16 protein-coding genes and 3 pseudogenes are annotated in these 18,598 nt (G+C 55.4%); 6 read left to right on the top strand and 13 right to left on the bottom strand.

Going from position 1 to position 18,598, the window contains the following annotated elements:
• Positions 1–35 precede the first annotated feature (35 nt).
• From XI25_RS34210 to XI25_RS06625, 5 genes are read left to right on the top strand one after another with little or no spacing between them, the layout of a single operon-like run.
• Positions 36–524 carry a glycosyltransferase gene (locus tag XI25_RS34210; RefSeq protein ID WP_235439705.1) on the top strand — a complete coding sequence of 163 codons (489 nt, stop codon included), beginning with the start codon at positions 36–38 and terminating at the stop codon, positions 522–524.
• Positions 521–1,762: a glycosyltransferase family 2 protein gene (locus tag XI25_RS31075; protein ID WP_052759475.1), complete on the top strand. Its 1,242-nt coding sequence runs from the start codon at positions 521–523 to the stop codon at positions 1,760–1,762. Before XI25_RS34210 ends, XI25_RS31075 begins: the two co-directional genes overlap by 4 nt.
• Before the next feature lie 28 nt (positions 1,763–1,790).
• On the top strand, positions 1,791–2,783 hold the full coding sequence (locus tag XI25_RS06635; RefSeq protein WP_235439702.1) for a polysaccharide pyruvyl transferase family protein: 993 nt from the start codon (positions 1,791–1,793) through the stop codon (positions 2,781–2,783).
• Between the two features lie 34 nt (positions 2,784–2,817).
• Complete coding sequence (locus tag XI25_RS06630; RefSeq protein ID WP_046677912.1) at positions 2,818–3,138, top strand: hypothetical protein; 321 nt, start codon at positions 2,818–2,820, stop codon at positions 3,136–3,138.
• A 25-nt stretch (positions 3,139–3,163) separates the two neighbouring features.
• Positions 3,164–3,367: a hypothetical protein gene (locus tag XI25_RS06625; RefSeq protein ID WP_046677911.1), complete on the top strand. Its 204-nt coding sequence runs from the start codon at positions 3,164–3,166 to the stop codon at positions 3,365–3,367.
• A 73-nt stretch (positions 3,368–3,440) separates the two neighbouring features.
• Here the strand turns inward: XI25_RS06625 and ftsY are convergent.
• The 12 genes and pseudogenes from ftsY to XI25_RS06565 form a co-directional block, all read right to left on the bottom strand.
• Positions 3,441–4,440, bottom strand: a pseudogene (ftsY, locus tag XI25_RS06620) (signal recognition particle-docking protein FtsY).
• A gap of 35 nt (positions 4,441–4,475) precedes the next feature.
• Positions 4,476–8,046 (bottom strand): annotated as a pseudogene (smc, locus tag XI25_RS06615) (chromosome segregation protein SMC).
• Positions 8,047–8,262: 216 nt separating this feature from the next.
• Positions 8,263–8,961, bottom strand: a complete 699-nt coding sequence (rnc, locus tag XI25_RS06610; RefSeq protein ID WP_046677910.1) for a ribonuclease III — start codon at positions 8,959–8,961, stop codon at positions 8,263–8,265.
• Between the two features lie 16 nt (positions 8,962–8,977).
• On the bottom strand, positions 8,978–10,213 hold the full coding sequence (gene fabF / locus XI25_RS06605) for a beta-ketoacyl-ACP synthase II (protein WP_082112240.1): 1,236 nt from the start codon (positions 10,211–10,213) through the stop codon (positions 8,978–8,980).
• Positions 10,214–10,371: 158 nt separating this feature from the next.
• On the bottom strand, positions 10,372–10,605 hold the full coding sequence (gene acpP / locus XI25_RS06600) for an acyl carrier protein (RefSeq protein ID WP_046677908.1): 234 nt from the start codon (positions 10,603–10,605) through the stop codon (positions 10,372–10,374).
• A 116-nt stretch (positions 10,606–10,721) separates the two neighbouring features.
• Entirely contained in the window at positions 10,722–11,471 is a 750-nt protein-coding gene (gene fabG / locus XI25_RS06595) for a 3-oxoacyl-[acyl-carrier-protein] reductase (RefSeq protein WP_046677907.1), read from the bottom strand.
• Between the two features lie 52 nt (positions 11,472–11,523).
• Positions 11,524–12,456: an ACP S-malonyltransferase gene (gene fabD / locus XI25_RS06590; RefSeq protein ID WP_046677906.1), complete on the bottom strand. Its 933-nt coding sequence runs from the start codon at positions 12,454–12,456 to the stop codon at positions 11,524–11,526.
• A gap of 45 nt (positions 12,457–12,501) precedes the next feature.
• Positions 12,502–13,495: pseudogene (locus XI25_RS06585) on the bottom strand (beta-ketoacyl-ACP synthase III).
• A gap of 8 nt (positions 13,496–13,503) precedes the next feature.
• Positions 13,504–14,490 carry a phosphate acyltransferase PlsX gene (gene plsX, locus XI25_RS06580; RefSeq protein WP_046677905.1) on the bottom strand — a complete coding sequence of 329 codons (987 nt, stop codon included), beginning with the start codon at positions 14,488–14,490 and terminating at the stop codon, positions 13,504–13,506.
• A 21-nt stretch (positions 14,491–14,511) separates the two neighbouring features.
• Entirely contained in the window at positions 14,512–15,042 is a 531-nt protein-coding gene (gene fapR, locus XI25_RS06575) for a transcription factor FapR (protein WP_046677904.1), read from the bottom strand.
• A 207-nt stretch (positions 15,043–15,249) separates the two neighbouring features.
• Complete coding sequence (gene rpmF, locus XI25_RS06570; RefSeq protein WP_006211382.1) at positions 15,250–15,423, bottom strand: 50S ribosomal protein L32; 174 nt, start codon at positions 15,421–15,423, stop codon at positions 15,250–15,252.
• 56 nt (positions 15,424–15,479) lie between these two features.
• Positions 15,480–15,986 carry a YceD family protein gene (locus tag XI25_RS06565; protein ID WP_046677903.1) on the bottom strand — a complete coding sequence of 169 codons (507 nt, stop codon included), beginning with the start codon at positions 15,984–15,986 and terminating at the stop codon, positions 15,480–15,482.
• A 243-nt stretch (positions 15,987–16,229) separates the two neighbouring features.
• Here XI25_RS06565 and XI25_RS06560 point away from each other — a divergent pair, with 243 nt between their 5' ends.
• Entirely contained in the window at positions 16,230–17,462 is a 1,233-nt protein-coding gene (locus tag XI25_RS06560; RefSeq protein ID WP_046677902.1) for a nucleotidyltransferase, read from the top strand.
• Here the strand turns inward: XI25_RS06560 and XI25_RS06555 are convergent.
• Positions 17,452–18,492, bottom strand: a complete 1,041-nt coding sequence (locus tag XI25_RS06555) for a SepM family pheromone-processing serine protease (RefSeq protein ID WP_046677901.1) — start codon at positions 18,490–18,492, stop codon at positions 17,452–17,454. The two genes, XI25_RS06560 and XI25_RS06555, sit on opposite strands and share 11 nt — an antisense overlap.
• Between the last annotated feature and the right edge of the window lie 106 nt (positions 18,493–18,598).

The raw sequence follows: 18,598 nt of genomic DNA, 5'->3' as shown, positions 1-18,598 counted from the left end.
CGGTCGCGGCTTATATCGGCGCTTGGGCTTACTGGGTGGATCACGAGCTGTTTGCCAAATGCGCAGCCGCTTTTCCGCAGGTACTGTTCGTTTCGATTGGCGCTCCCTACGGAAGCACCGGCGACTACAGGCATTTGCCAAACGTCCATGTCCTGGGCGAGAAGCCTCACGGGGAATTAAAAGCGTACCTGAAACATGTGGACGTAGCATTGATTCCTTTTCAATACCACCCGATTACCCTGGCCACCAACCCGGTTAAAGCTTACGAATACATGGCTGCCGGCGTAAGGGTCCTGTCCACGGCGCTTCCGGAATGCATACGGATGGAGCCTCATGTCACCACCGCCACCACCCATGATGAATTTGTTGCCAAGCTTGCCGGCATGCTGGCGACGCCGGACGATGACGACAAGAAAAAGGCACGCGTGGAATATGCCCGGCAAAACCGCTGGATCGAACGCGGAATGCAGGCGGATCAAGTCATTCGGAGCGTGCTCGCCGCCAAAGGGATGAATTCCCTTTGAGCGCCGTTAAAGTCTTGCGGGTTCGGCCGTCCGGCTTCAGCCCGGACGACGTCATCCGCTACCGCGACGAAGTTTTGCAGGGCGCGAGGCAAGCGGCGGGGGAGTGGGTTTACTGGCCTTTGGGCTCTATCCCTCCCTGCAAAGGACCGCTCCCGGGGAATGCAGAGCTAAACCGTACAGCTCCGGCGGCGGTAGACTGCATTCATGCTGGCGGCATTCCATGCCTCTGGAGGAGAGAGCGGCTGATCCGCCGTCTGGCGAACTGGAACGGCCGGCTGCCTGCGGCACGGTTTCTGCCGTTTGATCTGGCTGCCGGGCAAGGACTCACTACTCATGCCGAAGAGCAAAAAACAACCGCTTCTTCTCCGGCAGAGCTCCCGGATCTCGGAACGGTTCGCAAAATCTCGCCGCCGGGCAGCCGCGGCTTTCATGAGGCCGAACTGGCCCATATATCTCCGGTCCTTTTCAGGACTCCCTGCGGCGGACCGCTTTCCGAAGCTTGCGATGAATGGAGCCGTTCGGAGAGCCCGGGAGCTTCCACGCCCAAGGTCTCCGTCCTGGTCAGTGTTTACAACATGCAAAACACGCTGGGCTGGACCATCCGTTCGGTGCTGGCCCAAACGTATCGAAATTGGGAACTGTGGATCGGCGATGATGCGTCAGACGACGGCACGGTTCGGGAAGCGCTGTTTGCGAGAGACCAAAGGGTTCATGTTCTCGAGGGAAACGCCAACCGGGGGAAAGCCTGCATGATGAACCGTTTGCTGGAGCAGGCGACAGGGCGTTACATTATGGAGCTTGACGGGGATGACTGGCTCCCTCCCGACGCGATCGGGAAGTTGGTAGCGGCCATGGAAGCCGCACCCTTGGCCGGAATCGGGACGGGCCATTACGGCTGTTGGTTTCGGAGCCGCCAGTTGGGCTGCAGCTGGAGAGGATGCGTGATTCCCGATGAGGAGAAGCAAAGCTCTGCCTTGATCACGAACCCGGAGCATGACAAGCGGCACCGTCCTCATCCCCCCCGTTCCCCGCTTCTACCGAAAAGCAGCCCTGGAGGCGGTGGGTGGTTGGACGAAGCGGGAAGACGCGTGGGGGCGGGTGTTCGAGGATATCGAGATTACGTCAAGACTGTTGAGCCTATACCCCATGGTTCGGATTCCCAAGCTGCTTTACCACCGCGTACTGCATCCCGGAAGCATAAGCCAGCGCAGCGGGGAACGTTTTTGGCGACTGGATGAAAATACAAGACAAAGGAGGTTGATCGCAATGAAAATTGCCGTTTCGGGATATTACGGGATGGGGAACTTTGGAGACGATTTATTTTTGCATACCCTGCGACAAATCTTCAACGACCATCACGTTTATCCCTGGACCCGTTATCTGGATCCCGGACTAACGGATGCCGTGATTATCGGCGGAGGCGATCTCATCACCCCGTATTCCTTCAACAGCTATTATTTCCCCCCTGTTTTGAAAAAACGTCCGACTTGGGTATACGGCGTAGGCATTGTCGACGCTTACCCGGAACACACCTGGCCGGCAGACCAGGTCGCTCAGTACCGCTCCTTCATTTCCGGCGCCAAACGGGCGATATTCCGCGACGAACGCTCCACGGATATCGCCAGAAGAGCCTGTTTCCACGAAAATGCCGAGACCGCTCCGGACATCGTGTTCGGTTACCGGGAGCCGTCCATACCCGTAAAGCGCTTTTCAAAGAAAAAGACCATCGGCGTTTGCGTGTTCGCATACGATTCTTTTCCGGTTCAAAACATGACGGACCTGCTGCTTCACCTCATCCGGCTCGGATACCACATCGTCCTCATCCCCGTCATTCACCATCCCGGAAACCAGTTTGCGGACCATCAGACCTGCCTGCGGCTTCAAAAAAACATCAAGGAAAAAAATCCGGGATCGTCCATTGAAACGCTTCCGTTCCTGCAGGATCTGGAACTGACCTACAGTTATATCCAATCCGTCGATTATTTGATCACCTTTAAACTTCATCCGGCGCTTGCCGCGCTGCGCGGCGGGGTACCGGTACTGGCCTTCAGCCGGATGAACAAGGTCAAAAGCCTTCTCGGCTCCTTTGGGCTGGATCGGTATTTCCACGATTACGGACTTCCGTTGGAATCGATGATTGAGCAGGCCGAGACGTTTTTTGAAAGAAAGTCCGGCTCTCGTCCATCAAGCGATGCCCAAGATCCGCACGACGGAACAGATCAGCAGGGCTTCCCTGCACCAATTAAAGAAAGACATTGAATTCCATATGACCTGCGAAAGGAGGGATTAACCCATGTGCCGATTCCTTTTCTGCGGCCGTTTGGCCGCCAAAGTGAAAAAATTGTCCCGCAAGGTCGACGTTTTATCCGAACAAACGGAATTGCTGGCGGACCGCGTTGAGGAGCTGGAGGATCAAGTCATGACCGGACTGGTTGTCATTCCGGAACTTATCGATTTCTTCAGCAGCCGGACCGGACAATCCGTTCAAATCAACACCACGTTTGCCACGCTGAAAGGCGTCGTGCTGGCTACGGCGGTCGATGCCGTCCAAATTCGGGAATCTTCGGGAGACCTTGTGCTCATTCCGTTCTCGAGCATCACAACGGTTTACTAAATTCTGAAGGGAAAGGAGGATGGCTATGCGTTATACCGATTGGCTTAAGGGCTTTATAGGCTCGGATGCGGAAGTTACGGTAGCCGGCGATGTCATTGTTGGAACCGTAGCGGGGGTAAGCGGCGGAACCCTTTCGCTGAAGGTCCCTCCCATCATTTACGGGCCTCCGACGGACCTTGCTATCATACCGCTTCGTTCCATCGAGTTTGTTCGCATTGTTTCATCCTGATTCGCGAAAAAAGAGGACCGGTTTTTACCTTACCGGTCCTCTTTTTGCGTTAAAGCGCAACTAAGTCAGATCCTTATACGGATTCTTCATTGCCCTCTTCTTCTTTGATCAATCCTGCAAAGAGCGCATGCACGAATTGTTCGGAATCAAATGTTTGCAGATCGCCCATTTTTTCGCCCAGGCCGACGAGTTTCACGGGCAGGTTAAGCTCTTGACGGATCGCCACGACGATGCCGCCCTTGGCCGTTCCATCAAGCTTGGTCAGCACAAGCCCCGTTACGCCGCTTTTCTCGCCGAAAAGCTTGGCCTGGCTCAGCGCATTCTGGCCTGTCGTAGCGTCCAGCACCATCAGCACCTCATGCGGAGCGCTTGGAATTTCCCGCTGAATGACGCGGAAGATCTTATTGAGCTCCTCCATCAGATTCGTTTTGTTCTGAAGCCGTCCCGCCGTATCGCACAGAAGCACGTCAGCCTGCCGCTGCTTCGCCGCCTGTACCGCATCGAACATAACGGCGGCCGGATCCGAGCCGGGCTGCTGCTTGATTACCTCAACCCCGACGCGTTCCCCCCATACTTCAAGCTGCTCGATCGCCCCTGCGCGGAACGTATCGCCGGCGGCCAGAAGCACTTTTTTGCCTTCTTGCTTGAATCGGTGGGCCAATTTGCCGATGGTTGTCGTCTTTCCTACCCCGTTGACGCCGACAAACAGAATGACCGTAATCCCGTCCGGGTTCATTCTCAGCTCGGTGTTATTGTCGCCGCGCAGCAGCTCCATAAGCTTCTCCGACAGCACCGGCTGAAGATCGGCAGCATCCTCGATGCGGCGTTTCTTCACCTCCGCGCGAAGGTCGTCCATGAGGTCCATGACCGTATTCACGCCGACGTCGGCCCCGATCAGAATCTCCTCAAGCTCCTCGTAGAACTCTTCATCGATTTTTTTTGCGGCGGATGATCAGGTCCGATACTTTCTCCACCAGTCCTTTGCGGGTCTTCTCCAGACCGTCGCGGAACTGCTTCGTTACGCTTTCGGTTTTACTGGAAATGCTCTCTTTCAATTTCTTAAAAAAGCTCATACGTCTCCTCCATGTGGTTTATATTAGGATCTCTATCAGGCGATCTCGGGTTCTTCGTTTTCCAGCTTGACGGATACAAGCTTGGAAACTCCGCCTTCCTCCATCGTAACGCCGTACAAAACATCCGCTTCCTCCATCGTGCCTTTGCGGTGCGTAACCACGATAAACTGCGTTTGCTCCGAAAATTCGCGCAGATACTGGGCGAAACGAACGACGTTCGCTTCGTCCAGCGCCGCTTCCACCTCGTCCAACACGCAGAACGGCACCGGCTTGACCTGAAGGATGGCGAACAGCAGCGCCATGGCCGTCAAGGCGCGCTCCCCGCCGGAGAGCAGCTGCAGGTTCTGAAGCTTCTTGCCCGGCGGCTGTGCCACGATGTCGATGCCCGTCTCCAGCAGCCGGTCGGGATCGATCAAAATCAGATCGGCCCGTCCGCCGCCGAACAGCTTCGAAAATACGGTTACGAATTCCTTCCGGATGGCGTCAAAAGTCGTTTTAAAGCGCTTGGACATCTCGTCGTCCATTTCTTTGATGACCTGGTACAGGGTGGTCTTGGCTTCGACGAGGTCAGCCTTTTGCTCGCTCAGGAACTGGTACCGCTCGTTCACCCGTTGGAATTCCTCAATGGCACCGAGGTTCACTTCGCCAAGAGCCGATAAACTCCGCTTCAGATCACGCACTTCATTCTGCGCGGCAGGCACATCCTCCGGCACCGGATACCGTTGCTTCGCCAGCTCATAGCTCAGCTCGTAATCCTCGCTCAGCTTTTTAAGAATGTTCTCCAGCTCCACATCCAGCCGGTTCACGCCGATCTCCGTTTGGCGCAGCTGGTCTTCAACCGCCTTCAGCTGGTTCCGCTGCTCCCGGGTCTCGTTTTCTTCAAGCTCCAGCTTCTTGCTGAGCTGAGCACGGGAGGCGCGCTTAAACTCAAGCTGCTTCGAGGCCTCTTCCTTCTTCAGCCGGTATTGATTCAAGTCTTCTATTTGCTTCACGCTTTCGGCGGCATTTTGCTCCAGCTCCGCCAGAACCGAGGACAGCATCGTCCGGTTCTGGCGCTGCTCCTTTTCGTGGTTGTCCACGTCGGACTGCAGCCGTTTCAGCTGATCCTCCAGCGAGAAAATTTCCTGATCCAGCTTGCCTTCCCGCACCTTCAAGGTGGTCAGCTGGCTTTGAAGTTCTTCTTTTGCCGATTCATTCGCTTTACGGGCGAATTCGGCAGCCTGGATGGCCTGATGGGTCGCCTTTTCCTCATTCTCGAGATCCGCAAGCTGCTTCACGGCACGCTCCCGGCTTTCGCGGATCTCCTTCGCTTCCTGCTCATGGTTGGTCTTCTCCTGGCCCGCAAGCTCGGCCTGCTCCAGCACATGACGGAGCTCGTGCTCCAGCTGCTTGCGGTCGCTCGCAGCCTGCTGCTCCTCCAACCGCTTGTCATCGCCGGCTTTTCGCAGCTGGTCGAGCTTATCCTGGGACTCGGTCATTTGGCCGCGAACCTGTTCGATTCCCTGGCGGAGCTTGACGATCTGCTTTTCCGTCTCGGCAATTTCCTGGTCCAGCTGATCCAGCTGACGTTTGCGGCCAAGCAGGTTGTTGCTTTTTTTTATGATGGCTGCCGCCCGTCATGGAACCGCCGGCATTGACGACATCCCCTTCCAGGGTGACGACGCGGTAACGGTACTGGAAGCGGGCAGCGATTTTGTTGGCCTGCTCTAGCGTTTCGGCTATGACGACATTGCCGAGCAGGCTCCCTACAATATTGCTGTATTTCGGGTCGTACTGCACGAGCTCGGACCCGAAGCCGACAAACCCGGCTTCTCCCTCCGCCATGGAACGGTCAGAGGGAGATACATGCCGGGGACGGATCACGTCCAGCGGAAGGAACGTTGCCCGGCCGAGCTGCCGCTGCTTCAGAAAGGAAATCGCCTGACGGGATACGGCTTCGTTCTCCATGACGATATGCTGCACGGATGCGCCCAAGGCCGTTTCCATGGCAAGTTCCAGCTTTTCCGGGACCCGGATCAGTTCGGCTACGGCGCCGTGAACGCCCTGCAGCGCAGACTTGCGGGAAGCCTTAAGCACTTCCTTGACGCCCAGCATGAACCCGTCAAAATCATCCTGCATTTCCTTCATCGTATCCCGGCGGGCAATCTGCGCCTCCCGTTTCTGTTCCCATTTGCGGAGTGCTCCCTGGCTTTCGTCCAGAAGTTTCTGCAGCGATTGGTACCGTTCGCTCTCCGTTATATATCCGCTTCGCAGCTCCGCAATTTCCTTGCCGAAGCGCTCCACGCTGCGATCAATCTGCTCCTTGCGGCGAAGAAGCTCCTCCTTCTGGACATCCCATTTGCCGGATTCCTCCCGTGCCCGGTTCATCCGGCGCTCCAGCGCCTCCTGCTGCTGGTCCGCGTAGCGGATCTCATTGCGCGCCTGCGCCATCTGGTTCATGAGCTCCAGGAGATTGCCTTTAAGGCTTTCCTCCTGCTGCTGACTGATGCCTCCGGTCACGCCGACCAGCTTGGCTTCCTCGGCCGACAGCTGATCGCGCAGCTCCGTCAATTCCGTTTGCAGCGCGGCCAGTTTGTCCTTCATCCGTGCAAGCTCTTCTTGGCGTTCGGTTAACCGCGAATCGCCGGTATCCACGCTCTGCGAGAGCTGCTCCCGCGTACGCTCAAGGTTGCGGCGCCGCTCTTTCAGCAGCTCGCCGTAACCCTCGCTTTTCTCAAAGGCTTCGCTGAACTGCAGCAGCTGATTCTGAATCGTTTCCACTTCGTCCTCCAGCTGGCGCAGCGCCGAACGGTCGCTCTCCAGCTTGGCATCATGGGCGGATACAACCGTGGACAGGGCCAGCTGCTCTTCCTTCAGCTTCTCCAGCTTCTCGTTCGCTTCGCTCCATGCCCCGTGGATCTGCTCGATCTGATACACGTAAAGCGAAATTTCCTTCCGCTTGAGCTGTTCCTTTAGCTCTTTGTATTTCAGCGCTTTCTCGGATTGCTCCTTCAGGGGACCGATCTGATCCTCCAGCTCCGTGACCAGGTCATGAATCCGAAGCAGGTTCTGCTCCGTCTCGTCCAGCTTCCTGACGGATTCCTTTTTGCGCGATTTATATTTAACGATCCCGGAGGCCTCTTCAAATATGCCCCGGCGGTCTTCCGAACGCGTGCTCAATATTTCTTCGATACGGCCTTGTCCGATGATCGAATAAGCCTCTTTGCCGATGCCCGTATCCATGAACAGCTCGGTAATATCCTTCAGCCGGCATGACTGCTTGTTGATAAAATATTCGCTGTCTCCGCTGCGGTGAACGCGGCGGGTAACGGTCACCTCGTTAAAATCCAGGGGAAGCACATGATCCCCGTTATCCAGGGTCAGCGAGACTTCTCCATAGTTAACGGCCTTCCGGGCGTCGCTGCCGGCAAAAATAATGTCTTCCATCTTGCCGCCGCGAAGTGATTTTGCGCTCTGTTCGCCCAGCACCCAACGTATGCCGTCGGAAATATTGCTTTTTCCGCTTCCGTTCGGTCCCACCACGGCGGTGATTCCCCGCACAAATTCCATTTCGGTCTTATCGGCGAACGATTTGAAACCCGCTAATTCAATCCGTTTCAAAAACATATATCCCAAATCACCTCTACCGTTATTGTACCATATCGGCTCATCCCAATCTGCCGCTGACATCCTTTAAAAGGAAGCGGCGCGCTGCCGGTGAACCATCCGTCATTTAACAACGCAGGACAACGAAAAAAGAGCAAAAAAACAGTCGTAGCCTCGGCTCTCAGGTTATCCGCTTGACTGATCTTTGCTCTTTGTTTGTCCTCCAAGGCGGCCCGCTTACGCGTTAGCGCGCTTCAGCTGCTTTAAAGCAACCGCTGCTGCCTGCTGCTCAGCTTCCTTCTTGGATCGGCCGCTGCCGCGTCCAAGACATTCGCTTCCCATAAATACTTCAGAGACAAACTCACGTTCATGCGCAGGTCCCCGTTCTTCAACAATGCGGTATTCCAGCGTACCCATACCGTGATGCTGCGTAAGCTCTTGAAGCTCGGTCTTATAATCACTCATATGAGGGCGGCCGTTCACGGTAACCGATTGGAACACATGGTCACTCAGGAAGGCACGGACGGCTTCCAACCCTTGATCGAGATATAGCGCTCCCACAAACGACTCGAACACGTCGGCAAGAAGTGCCGGGCGGGTACGCCCGCCCGTCATTTCTTCTCCTTTGCCTAATAGCACATACCGGCCAAAATCAAGTCTTTCCGCAAATTTGACCAGCGAGGGCTCGCATACGATCGCAGCCCGGAGTTTTGTCAGTTCCCCTTCCGGCCGGTCGGGGTACAGGTTGTACAAGAACTCGCTCACGGTGAGTTCCAGTACCGCGTCGCCCAAAAACTCTAGACGCTCGTTGTCCTGACTTTGGCTAAAACGATGTTCGTTGACATATGAAGCGTGGGTAAAGGCCTGCTTCAGCAGCATTCCGTTACGAAACTGGATATGAAGTTTATGCTGTAACTGCTTCAGATCTCCACTCAACACACTGTCCCCTTACTTACGCGAATTTTTTCAGGATTATGGTGGCGTTATGACCGCCAAATCCGAACGAATTGGACATCACGACGTCCAACTCGGCTTTCCTTGGTTCATTCGGCACGTAATCAAGATCGCATTCCGGATCCTGATCCTCCAGGTTAATGGTAGGAGCGATGATTTGGTTTTTAAGGCTCAGCGCGCAAATAATGGCCTCTACGCCGCCAGCCGCACCAAGGAGATGGCCCGTCATCGATTTGGTTGAGCTCACGGCTACCTTGTAGGCATGGTCGCCAAGCGCCATTTTGACCGCTGCCGTTTCCGAACGGTCGCCGACCGGCGTGGATGTGCCGTGCGCATTGATATAATCAATGTCTTCCGGCCGGATGCCCGCATCGCGGATCGCCATCTTCATGCAGCGGGCCGCACCGTCCGGGTCCGGCTCCGTAATATGGTAAGCGTCGGCGCTCAAACCGTATCCGATGACCTCGGCATAAATTTTGGCGCCCCGTTTTTGGGCATGCTCAAGCGATTCAAGAATCAGAACGCCGGCGCCCTCTCCCATGACGAAACCGTCGCGGCCGGTATCGAACGGCCGGCTGGCCTTTTCGGGTTCGTCGTTGCGGGTTGACATCGCGCGCATCGCGCAGAAGCCTGCCATGCCCGTTGGACGAATGGTCGCCTCGGCGCCGCCGCATACCATGATATCGGCATCCCCCCGCTGAATGATGCGCATGGAATCTCCGATGGAGTGGCTTCCTGTTGCGCATGCCGTTACCTGGGTGGTGTTCGGGCCTTTAGCGCCCAGATTGATCGACATTTGGCCGGATGCCATATTCGCGATCATCATCGGAATGAAGAACGGGCTGACACGCTTCGGTCCTTTTTCCAAAAGCACGTTGTGCTGGTCTTCCCAGGTTCCCAAACCGCCGATCCCCGAACCGATCGATACGCCGACGCGTTCCGCATCCGCATTCTCGCCGATTCTAATCCCGCTGTCTTCCAGCGCCTTGCTGCCGGCCGCAACCGCAAACTGAACGAACCGGTCCATCTTGCGCGCTTCTTTGCGGTCCATGTAGTCTTCCGGATTAAAATCCTTCACCGATGCGGCAATCCGGGTCGGATAATCGCTGACGTCGAAAGCCTCGATGTGAGACACGCCGGATTTGCCGTTCATCAAACTGTTCCAAAATGTTTCGATATCCTGACCCAAGGAGGTCATGACGCCCATACCTGTAACAACCACTCTTTGTTTCAAACAGACTCACCTCTATATGGACTGCCTTGACTTTCCCAAAGTCCGGGGCCTCAGGCAGCAATAATCTATCAGTACTTACATTTGAACATGAGAACCGATTTCTCGAAATGAGGAGAAGTCCCGCCTTTCAAAAAAAGAACGGGACTTAACTTTATGACTTAGGTATGAGATTGTATGTACTTCACAACTTCACCTACGGTCGTAATTTTCTCCGCATCTTCATCAGAGATCTCCATATCAAACTCATCTTCCAATTCCATCACCAATTCTACTACGTCGAGAGAATCAGCACCAAGGTCATCTTTGAAAGATGCTTCAAGTGTAACGTCGGCTTCGTCAGCACCCAGGCGGTCGACGACGATGCGTTTCACGCGTTCCAATACATCGGACATCCGGCTCACCTCCTCTTTGGTAATTATACGAGATATGAATTCAAATTGCCATAGAAGGCATTTGAAAACGTTTTTTTGTTCCGGCCTCTGCATCTGCAATGCCAAAAGGCCGGGGTTTACATGTACATGCCGCCGTCCACGTGAAGGGTTTGTCCCGTCACGTAAGACGCTCCGGATGAAGCAAGGAATGTAACGACTTCAGCGATTTCCTCCGGCTTTCCAAGACGCGCGAGCGGGATGTCAACCATCATCTTCTCGCGCAGATCCTCCGGCAGCTCCCGCGTCATATCGGTGTCGATAAACCCGGGCGCGACGGCATTCACGGTAATTCCGCGGGACGCAAGCTCCCGGGCCGCCGATTTGGTCAGTCCGATCACCCCCGCTTTCGCGGCAACGTAGTTGGCCTGACCGGCATTGCCCAGGGCTCCGACAACAGAGGAAATATTGATGATGCGGCCGTAGCGCTGCTTCATCATCGGACGGGTAGCCGCCTTAAGGCAGTTGAATACGCCCTTGAGGTTCGTCTCAATCACTTGGTCGAATTCTTCCTCTTTCATCCGCATGATTAAATTATCTCTTGTAATCCCGGCATTATTCACCAGAATATCGATTCTGCCCCATGTATCGACAACCTGCTTCACCAGGGCATCCGCTTCCTGGCTGTTGCCCACGTTGCCTTTCAGGGCGATGGCCTCTACACCTTTGGCACGGATTTCCTCCACGACCTCGGCGGCTGCCGCTTCATTGCCGGAATAATTGACGGCGACGTTCGCTCCCTGCTCGGCCAATGCAAGCGCAATGCTCCGGCCAATCCCGCGCGAGGCGCCGGTTACAAGAGCAGTCTGCCCATTCAAAGGTTTTGTCATAATTATACCTCCTTTCCCCGAGTTTACCCGGCATTCGGGACCTTTAGGCGGCTTAGCCCAATGCTTCAAGCTCCCGAATGCTGTCTAGGCTGTTGATATTGACCAGCTTTACGTTTTTGTCGATCTTCTTGATCAAGCCCGTAAGGACGCTTCCCGGTCCGATTTCCACGAAAACGTCAACCCCTTCGCCGATCATCCATTCCACGCTGTCCTGCCACAAAACCGGCGAGTAGACCTGCTCGACGAGCAGCGACCTGATCTGCCCGGAGTCGCTTGCCGGACGAGCGGTCACGTTGGCGACGACAGGCACGGACGGCTCAGCCAGCTTAACTTCCTTCAACTTAACCTCAAGGCGTTCCGCCGCCGACCTCATCAGGGAAGAGTGAAACGGTCCGCTGACTTCCAGCGGAATCGCCCGCTTCCCTCCGGCTTCCTTGACGCGCTCGGAAGCGGCTGCCACACCTTCAGCCGTGCCCGAAATGACAATTTGCCCGGGACAGTTAATGTTGGCGAGCTCCACCGGCTTGCCTTCGGAGGTAATCCCGGCGCAAAGCCCGCTCAAAGCCTCGCGATCCGCGCCGAGGACGGCCGCCATGGCTCCCTGTCCGCCGGGGACGGCTTGCTCCATGAATTCGCCGCGGGCGCGGACGACGGCGACCGCCTCCGCCGGCGTCATCACGTCGGCCGCCACGAGGGCGCTGTACTCGCCAAGGCTGTGACCCGCTACATAGTCGGGAGAAATCCCTTTTTCACGCAAGGCCTCCAAATAAGCCACGCTGGCGGTCAGCAGCGCAGGCTGCGTATTGTAAGTTTGCTTCAGTTCCTGCTCCGGGCCTTCAAACATCATGGAACTGAGCGAAAAACCCAATATTTTATCCGCTTGATCGATAACCTTCCGGGATGACGGAATAGATTCGTACACATCCTTTGCCATGCCTACGGACTGGGCGCCCTGCCCAGGAAACACAAATGCGATTTTACCCAAAAGAACGGCTCCTTTCAGCTTGCATCAAACTTTTCTACGGTGAAGCTACCATTTGAGAACGGAAGCGCCCCAGGTCAAGCCGCCGCCGAAGCCGACCATCAGAATGGTATCGCCTTCCTTGATCCGGCCTTCCTCAAAAGCCTCCACCAAAGCCAGAGGCACGGAAGCGGCTGAAGTATTCGCGTACTTGTCCACGTTGATGACAACCTTCTCGGGCGGCAGGTTCAAACGCTCCATCGCCGATTGGATGATGCGTATATTCGCCTGATGCGGGATGAACAAGTCAATGTCTTCTTTGGACGTACCCGCTTTGGTCAAAACATGCTCGGTAGCGGAGCTCATCACGCGAACGGCGAATTTGAACACCTCGCGGCCGTTCATGTAGATCGCATGCTTCTTCGCTTCCACCGTCTCGGCGGAAGCCGGCAGACGGGAGCCGCCGGCCTCCAAATACAGGTGGGCGCCGCCGGCGCCCTCAGCGCCGAGATCAAACGCCTGGAAACCGCGCCCTTCCGGCACTTCGCCCAAAACAACGGCGCCGGCGCCGTCACCGAACAGCACGCAGGTATTCCGGTCGGTGTAATCCGTGATCCGGGACAAGCAATCCGCCCCGATGACTAATGCGTTGTTGTACATTCCGGTCTGCAAGAAGTTTGTGGCAGTCGCAAGACCGTACACAAAACCCGAACAGGCTGCGGACAAATCGAAGGCCGCCGCTTTTTTTGGCGCCGAGCCGGTCCTGCAGCAGGCAGGCCGTCGAAGGGAAAAACATATCGGGCGTCACCGTGGCCACGATGATCAGATCCAGATCCTGACCGGACATTCCTGCGGATTCCAGGGCTTTGAGCGCCGCCTGGTAAGCCAGGTCCGAAGTCGCCTCCTCCTTCGATGCGATGTGCCGTTCGCGGATCCCCGTTCGGGAAACGATCCATTCATCCGAGGTATCCACCATTTTTTCCAAATCGCTGTTGCTTAATATTTGTTCAGGGACGTACTTGCCTGCCCCTACAATTCCGACCGGACGTAAATTGTTGTTCATGTTCTCACTCACTTCCCGCTGATTTCGCTTGAAATGCTTTCGACCAAGCGATTTTGCATAGCTGTCCGGGCTTGGCGCACGGCATTCTTAATCGCGTTTCCGTCTGATGAGCCATGGCTCTTCATGACAAGCCCGCTTAATCCAAGAAGGGGCGCTCCCCCGTGCTCCTTGTAGTCCATGACGGATTTCAGGTTCCGGAGCTGGGGCATCATCAAGGCAGCAGCCAGCTTCGTTTTGAGGGACTGTCCGAACTGCTCCTTCAACAAAGAAAAAAGCGCGCCCGCCGTTCCTTCGATCGACTTCAAAAGGATGTTCCCGGCAAAACCGTCGCACACAAGCACGTCGCATACGCCATTCATGACGTCGCGGGCCTCGACATTGCCGACAAAATGAATCGGCAGCTGCTCCAGCAGCGGGAACGCATGCTTCATCAGCTCGTTGCCTTTACCTGGTTCCGTGCCCACATTCAGAAGCCCGACCCGGGGTTTGGATACGCCATGGACCTTTTCACGGTACAGGCTGCCCATTAGGGCGTACTGCTGAAGATGCTCCGGCTTCGCATCCATGTTCGCGCCGAGGTCAAGCGCCAGCACGCCTTTCCCGTCCAGCGTCGGAATCATGGGTGCCAGCGCCGGGCGCTCGATGCCCGCCATCCTGCCCACGACAAGCAATCCCGTCGTCATGAGCGCTCCCGTGTTCCCCGCGGAAATCATGGCATCCGCCTCGCCTTCGCGAATCATTCTGCCCGCAACCACCATTGAGGCATCCTTCTTGCGCCGGACCGCCTTCACGGGCTCGTCTTCCGCTTCAATCACTTCGCCGGCATGACGCAGGACCAGATTGGACGGCTTGTCCTGGATCAAAGGCCCGATCTTGGCCTCATCCCCGACCAGGATGATCTCCGTGTCTTTCCATTCCCGCGCCGCAGCCAACGCGCCTTCCGCATTGCTCTGCGGCGCGTTGTCGCCGCCCATGCCGTCTATAGCAATTCTCATGCAGCTTCCTCCTTCGCTTTGTCACTCGCCGGCCGACCGGTAGACGACAAAATTCCCTTGAAACACCATCTCGTCGCCGACATAGGTGAACACTTCCACTTTCGCCTTGGCCTTCTGTCCCGCGTGGGAACGAACATACGCTTTCGCGATACACTTCTCTCCCAGCCGAACCTGCCTCAAAAAACGGATGTCGGCCGACGAAGTCAACGCGATCTCATCGTTAATGACCGCGACCGCCAGCGAGTTCGCCTGGGCGAACACGTAGTGGCCCCGGGCGATTTTCGTTTTGCTGAATACATGCTCCTCGCGGATTTCGAATATCGAAATGCCGCTCTTGTCCAACTGCAGGTCGACCACATCCCCGATCACTTCCTCCAGGGAAAGCGAACGGACCTGATCGTAGGAGTGCTCGGCCATTTGCTTCATCCGCTCTCGCAGCTCGGGGATTCCCAGCTCCATCCGGTCGAGGCGTATCGTCTGAATGCTTACTTTAAGCTGACGCGTCAGCTCACGGTCGGTGACAAAAGGGTTATCGTCGATCAACTGGATCAAACGCTGGTGACGGTCTTTTTTTCGATAGACGTTCGATGACGATGCAACTCCTTCTGCCGCGGGGGCGCCATTCTATTCTATGTAAAAATTAAACCTTAATATTAGAACCTGGTACTAAGAATTAGTATAAAGGATGTCAGCTTAAAAAGAAAGAGCCGGACAAAAAAATAGCACCTCACCAAAGATGAAGTACTACTTGTAATAAAACTATTGTTTGATGATCTCTCTTGCTTTGTACGTTCCGCACACTTTACATACGCGGTGAGCCAGTTTCAATTCTCCGCACTGTTCGCATTTCACCATGCCCGGCACAGCCAGTTTAAAGTGAGTACGACGCTTGTCACGACGTGTTTTGGACGTTCTACGTTGAGGTACTGCCATGTTCCCACCTCCTTATCAGGTCAACCCGCAAAACGGGATGTCAAATCCATCATCATTTAAAAAAAGTCCTTCAGCCCGGCCAGCCTCGGGTCGATCACTTCGGTGTCGCAATCGCAGGAGCCTTCGTTCAAGTCCCTGCCGCAGTTCGGGCAAAGGCCTAGACAATCCTCGCTGCACACCGGGGCCAGCGGCAGATAGAGCAGCAATGCTTCCTCCACATAGTGAGTGAGATCCACACTCTCGCCTTGCACGTATGTGATGTCGTCATCCTCGTCCTGAACGCTGTCAGGATGGTCTACCGGCTGGAATACTTCATGAAAAGGGATGTCCACATGCTCGGTAACCGGCTTGAGACAGCGGGAGCATTTCATCTCCAGTCTGCCCTGCAATCGGCCACGAACGTCTACCGAACCGTCGACGGAAGGCGTCGCTTTCAGGTCCGCCGTAAGCGGTTCTGCCGCGATAATATCCTTCCTGCCTTTCAAGGCCTGGCTGACATCCACAGTTTGATGGAACTGTAACGGTTGATCGCTGGTTGTCAATTTTCGAAATTGAATAAGCATATCCATCACTCCAAACAAACAAAGATTATTATACCGATCCATCCGGGCTTTTGTCAACAGGATTCACTGCAAGTTTGCGCTCCGCAATCATGTTTTCCAGTATATCACGTACCGTGAGGTTGTGTTGCTTCAATTTGTTCTTGCGGTACAACGATATCCAATTATGATATATTTTTAGGACAAGCTCAAAAAAACCGGAATTTTCTTTCTGGATAACCTCATTTAGCAAGGAGTCGAGGTTTTGTGAAAACAGTCGGAATCATCGTGGAATACAATCCTTTACACAACGGGCATGTGCTTCACTATACGCAATCCAAGGCAATCACGGGAGCCGATTCCGTCATAGCCGTCATGAGCGGTCCGTTCCTGCAGCGGGGAGAGCCCGCCCTGGTCGGGAAGCGTGCCCGGACGGAAATGGCGCTTCGCATGGGCGCCGATCTTGTGATCGAGCTGCCGACGGCTTACGCCGTGCAGCCGGCCGAGTGGTTTGCCCACGGGGCTGTGGCTCTTCTCGCAGCAACCGGCGTGGTGGACAGCCTCTGCTTCGGATCCGAGAGCGGTTCGCTCGATACGCTGCTTCCCCTGGCGGACAGCCTGGCTGAGGAAAGCGAAAAGCTTCGGGAGGAAATAGCCCTCCGCATGTCCTCAGGCATCAGCTTTCCGAACGCCTACGCCGCCGCTGCCGCCGCCGTTTCCGGATCAAAGGCGTCCGCAGACACCATCGCGGAGCAGCTTGCAAAGCCCAACAATTCGCTCGGACTTCATTATCTGATCGCTCTTAAGCGGCTTGGAAGCGAAATCGTACCTTATACGATTCCCCGGAAAGGCGCTCAATATCACGACCAGGTTCCTGCCGTCTCTTCGATTGCCAGCGCCACTTCCGTGCGCAGGCTTATTTTGGAGCAGGGTCTCGAAGCCGCTTCCCCTTATATCCCCGGCTATGTTTACGAAATACTTCGGAGGGAATTTGACGCCGGCCAGGGCCCGAATGATTGGGAAAGCTTCCGGCTGCCGCTGTTTCATGCGCTGCTGACCCGATCCCCGGGCGAGCTCGATCAGCTTCATGAGGTCAGCGAGGGGCTGGAATACCGCATCCAAAAGGTATTGCCCCTGCTTGGCGAGCCCAAGGTCGGCCAATTGATCGACGCCTTGAAAACCAAACGGTACACCAGAACGAAACTGCAGCGCATGCTGCTTCATATTTTGCTTAACCACGCCAAAGGTGAAATGACGCGCGAACAGCTGGCCCAGGGGCCGGGCTATTTACGCGTTCTTGGCTTTACTTCAAAAGGACAGGCTTTGCTGAAGCAGATGAAAAAGACGGCTTCATTACCTGTCATAATGAAACCGTCCGTGTTAGACCATCCCCAGCTCAGGCTGGATCTGCAGGCCTCGGCCGTCTACGGGAACGCATGCCCCCGTCCGTCCGTTTCTTTCATATACGGCGACTATCTTCTGCCTCCGGTTACCCTTTAGGAGGCAGGCCGTTCATATAATCCAGAGCGTCTTGAAGCTTGTCAATCGGAATCAGCTTCATCCCGGTGCCGATTCGGTCGGCTCTTCCTTTCGCTTCGTCATAATTCTTTCGGGGAACGAAGAAATACTCGGCACCCTTTCGGTCGGCTGCAACAATCTTATGCTTGACGCCGCCGATCGGCCCCACGATTCCTTCCTTATCGATCGTCCCCGTGCCGGCCACCCGGTAGCCCTTGGTCAAATCCCCGGGGGTAAGCTGGTTATAAATTTCCATCGTAAACATCAAACCCGCGGAAGGTCCACCGATTTCGGTGTCCGCAAAAGCAATCCGGTCATCGGGATTTTGCGGCTCAATCTTCTGCATGGTGGCGATCATCACACCGAGTCCCGGCCGTTCCGATCCCGTCTTATCGTCCTTGATCGGGATGAGGGGCACATCGGCCGCCACCGGCTTGCCGCCTCGCTCCAGCTTCACTTCTACCACATCCCCAACCTTCAAGGCCGACAATTGCTCCGCAAGCTTGCCGTTATCCGTAACCGGATTGCCGTCCACCGATATCAGCTTGTCGCCTGGATGAAACCATTTACGGTTGGCGGAATTCTCCGGAACCGAAATGACAAACATGTAATCTGGGACGATACTGTAGCGAATGCCTGCGGCATGATAAGCCGCTTCCATGGCAAGCGACTGGGACGAGTTCATGTAATATACTTGTGTGGCGGCATACTCTTCCTTGCTTTGGTTTCCGAGTTTCTCTTCCTTTTCCACGATCTCGGAGTTGGAGTTGAACGCCGACATGACCAGCAGTGCTATATTGGCATAGCTTGCGGACACGGTGGTCAGCATGAACGTCCCTTCCTCCTCGGGATCTCCTTTTTCCACCGTGATCATCGGCTTGACTTCCTCGGCGCTTCCAGGCTGATAAATCAAATAGGGCGTAGGCATATAGACAACCACATACAATAAAATTGCAATAAGCAGCAGATATACAAGTACTCTCAAGCCACTTGGTCTAACGGATTTTCTCATTCTTTTCCCTTCCCTCCGGAATGTCTCATGCCACTTCCCGGCACACGGCGTTTGGTCTGATGGTTGTCTCTCCTGCATAAAGTGGTACTAGCCATGTTTACGCGGA

Origin of the sequence: Paenibacillus sp. DMB20 (genome assembly GCF_000987955.1) — a bacterium.
Classification (GTDB): Bacteria; Bacillota; Bacilli; order Paenibacillales; family Paenibacillaceae; genus Paenibacillus_AQ.
This window is presented reverse-complemented; position numbering and strand designations above follow the sequence as displayed.

What these genes read in the sequence shown, in the direction of transcription:
- XI25_RS06635 (WP_235439702.1), top strand. Translation starts at nt 1,791, where the DNA reads ATGAAAATTGCCGTTTCGGGATATTACGGGATGGGGAACTTTGGAGAC.
- rpmF (WP_006211382.1), bottom strand. Translation starts at nt 15,423, where the DNA reads ATGGCAGTACCTCAACGTAGAACGTCCAAAACACGTCGTGACAAGCGT.
- XI25_RS06565 (WP_046677903.1), bottom strand. Translation starts at nt 15,986, where the DNA reads ATGCTTATTCAATTTCGAAAATTGACAACCAGCGATCAACCGTTACAG.
- plsX (WP_046677905.1), bottom strand. Translation starts at nt 14,490, where the DNA reads ATGAGAATTGCTATAGACGGCATGGGCGGCGACAACGCGCCGCAGAGC.
- XI25_RS06555 (WP_046677901.1), bottom strand. Translation starts at nt 18,492, where the DNA reads ATGAGAAAATCCGTTAGACCAAGTGGCTTGAGAGTACTTGTATATCTG.
- XI25_RS06625 (WP_046677911.1), top strand. Translation starts at nt 3,164, where the DNA reads ATGCGTTATACCGATTGGCTTAAGGGCTTTATAGGCTCGGATGCGGAA.
- XI25_RS06630 (WP_046677912.1), top strand. Translation starts at nt 2,818, where the DNA reads ATGTGCCGATTCCTTTTCTGCGGCCGTTTGGCCGCCAAAGTGAAAAAA.
- fabG (WP_046677907.1), bottom strand. Translation starts at nt 11,471, where the DNA reads ATGACAAAACCTTTGAATGGGCAGACTGCTCTTGTAACCGGCGCCTCG.
- acpP (WP_046677908.1), bottom strand. Translation starts at nt 10,605, where the DNA reads ATGTCCGATGTATTGGAACGCGTGAAACGCATCGTCGTCGACCGCCTG.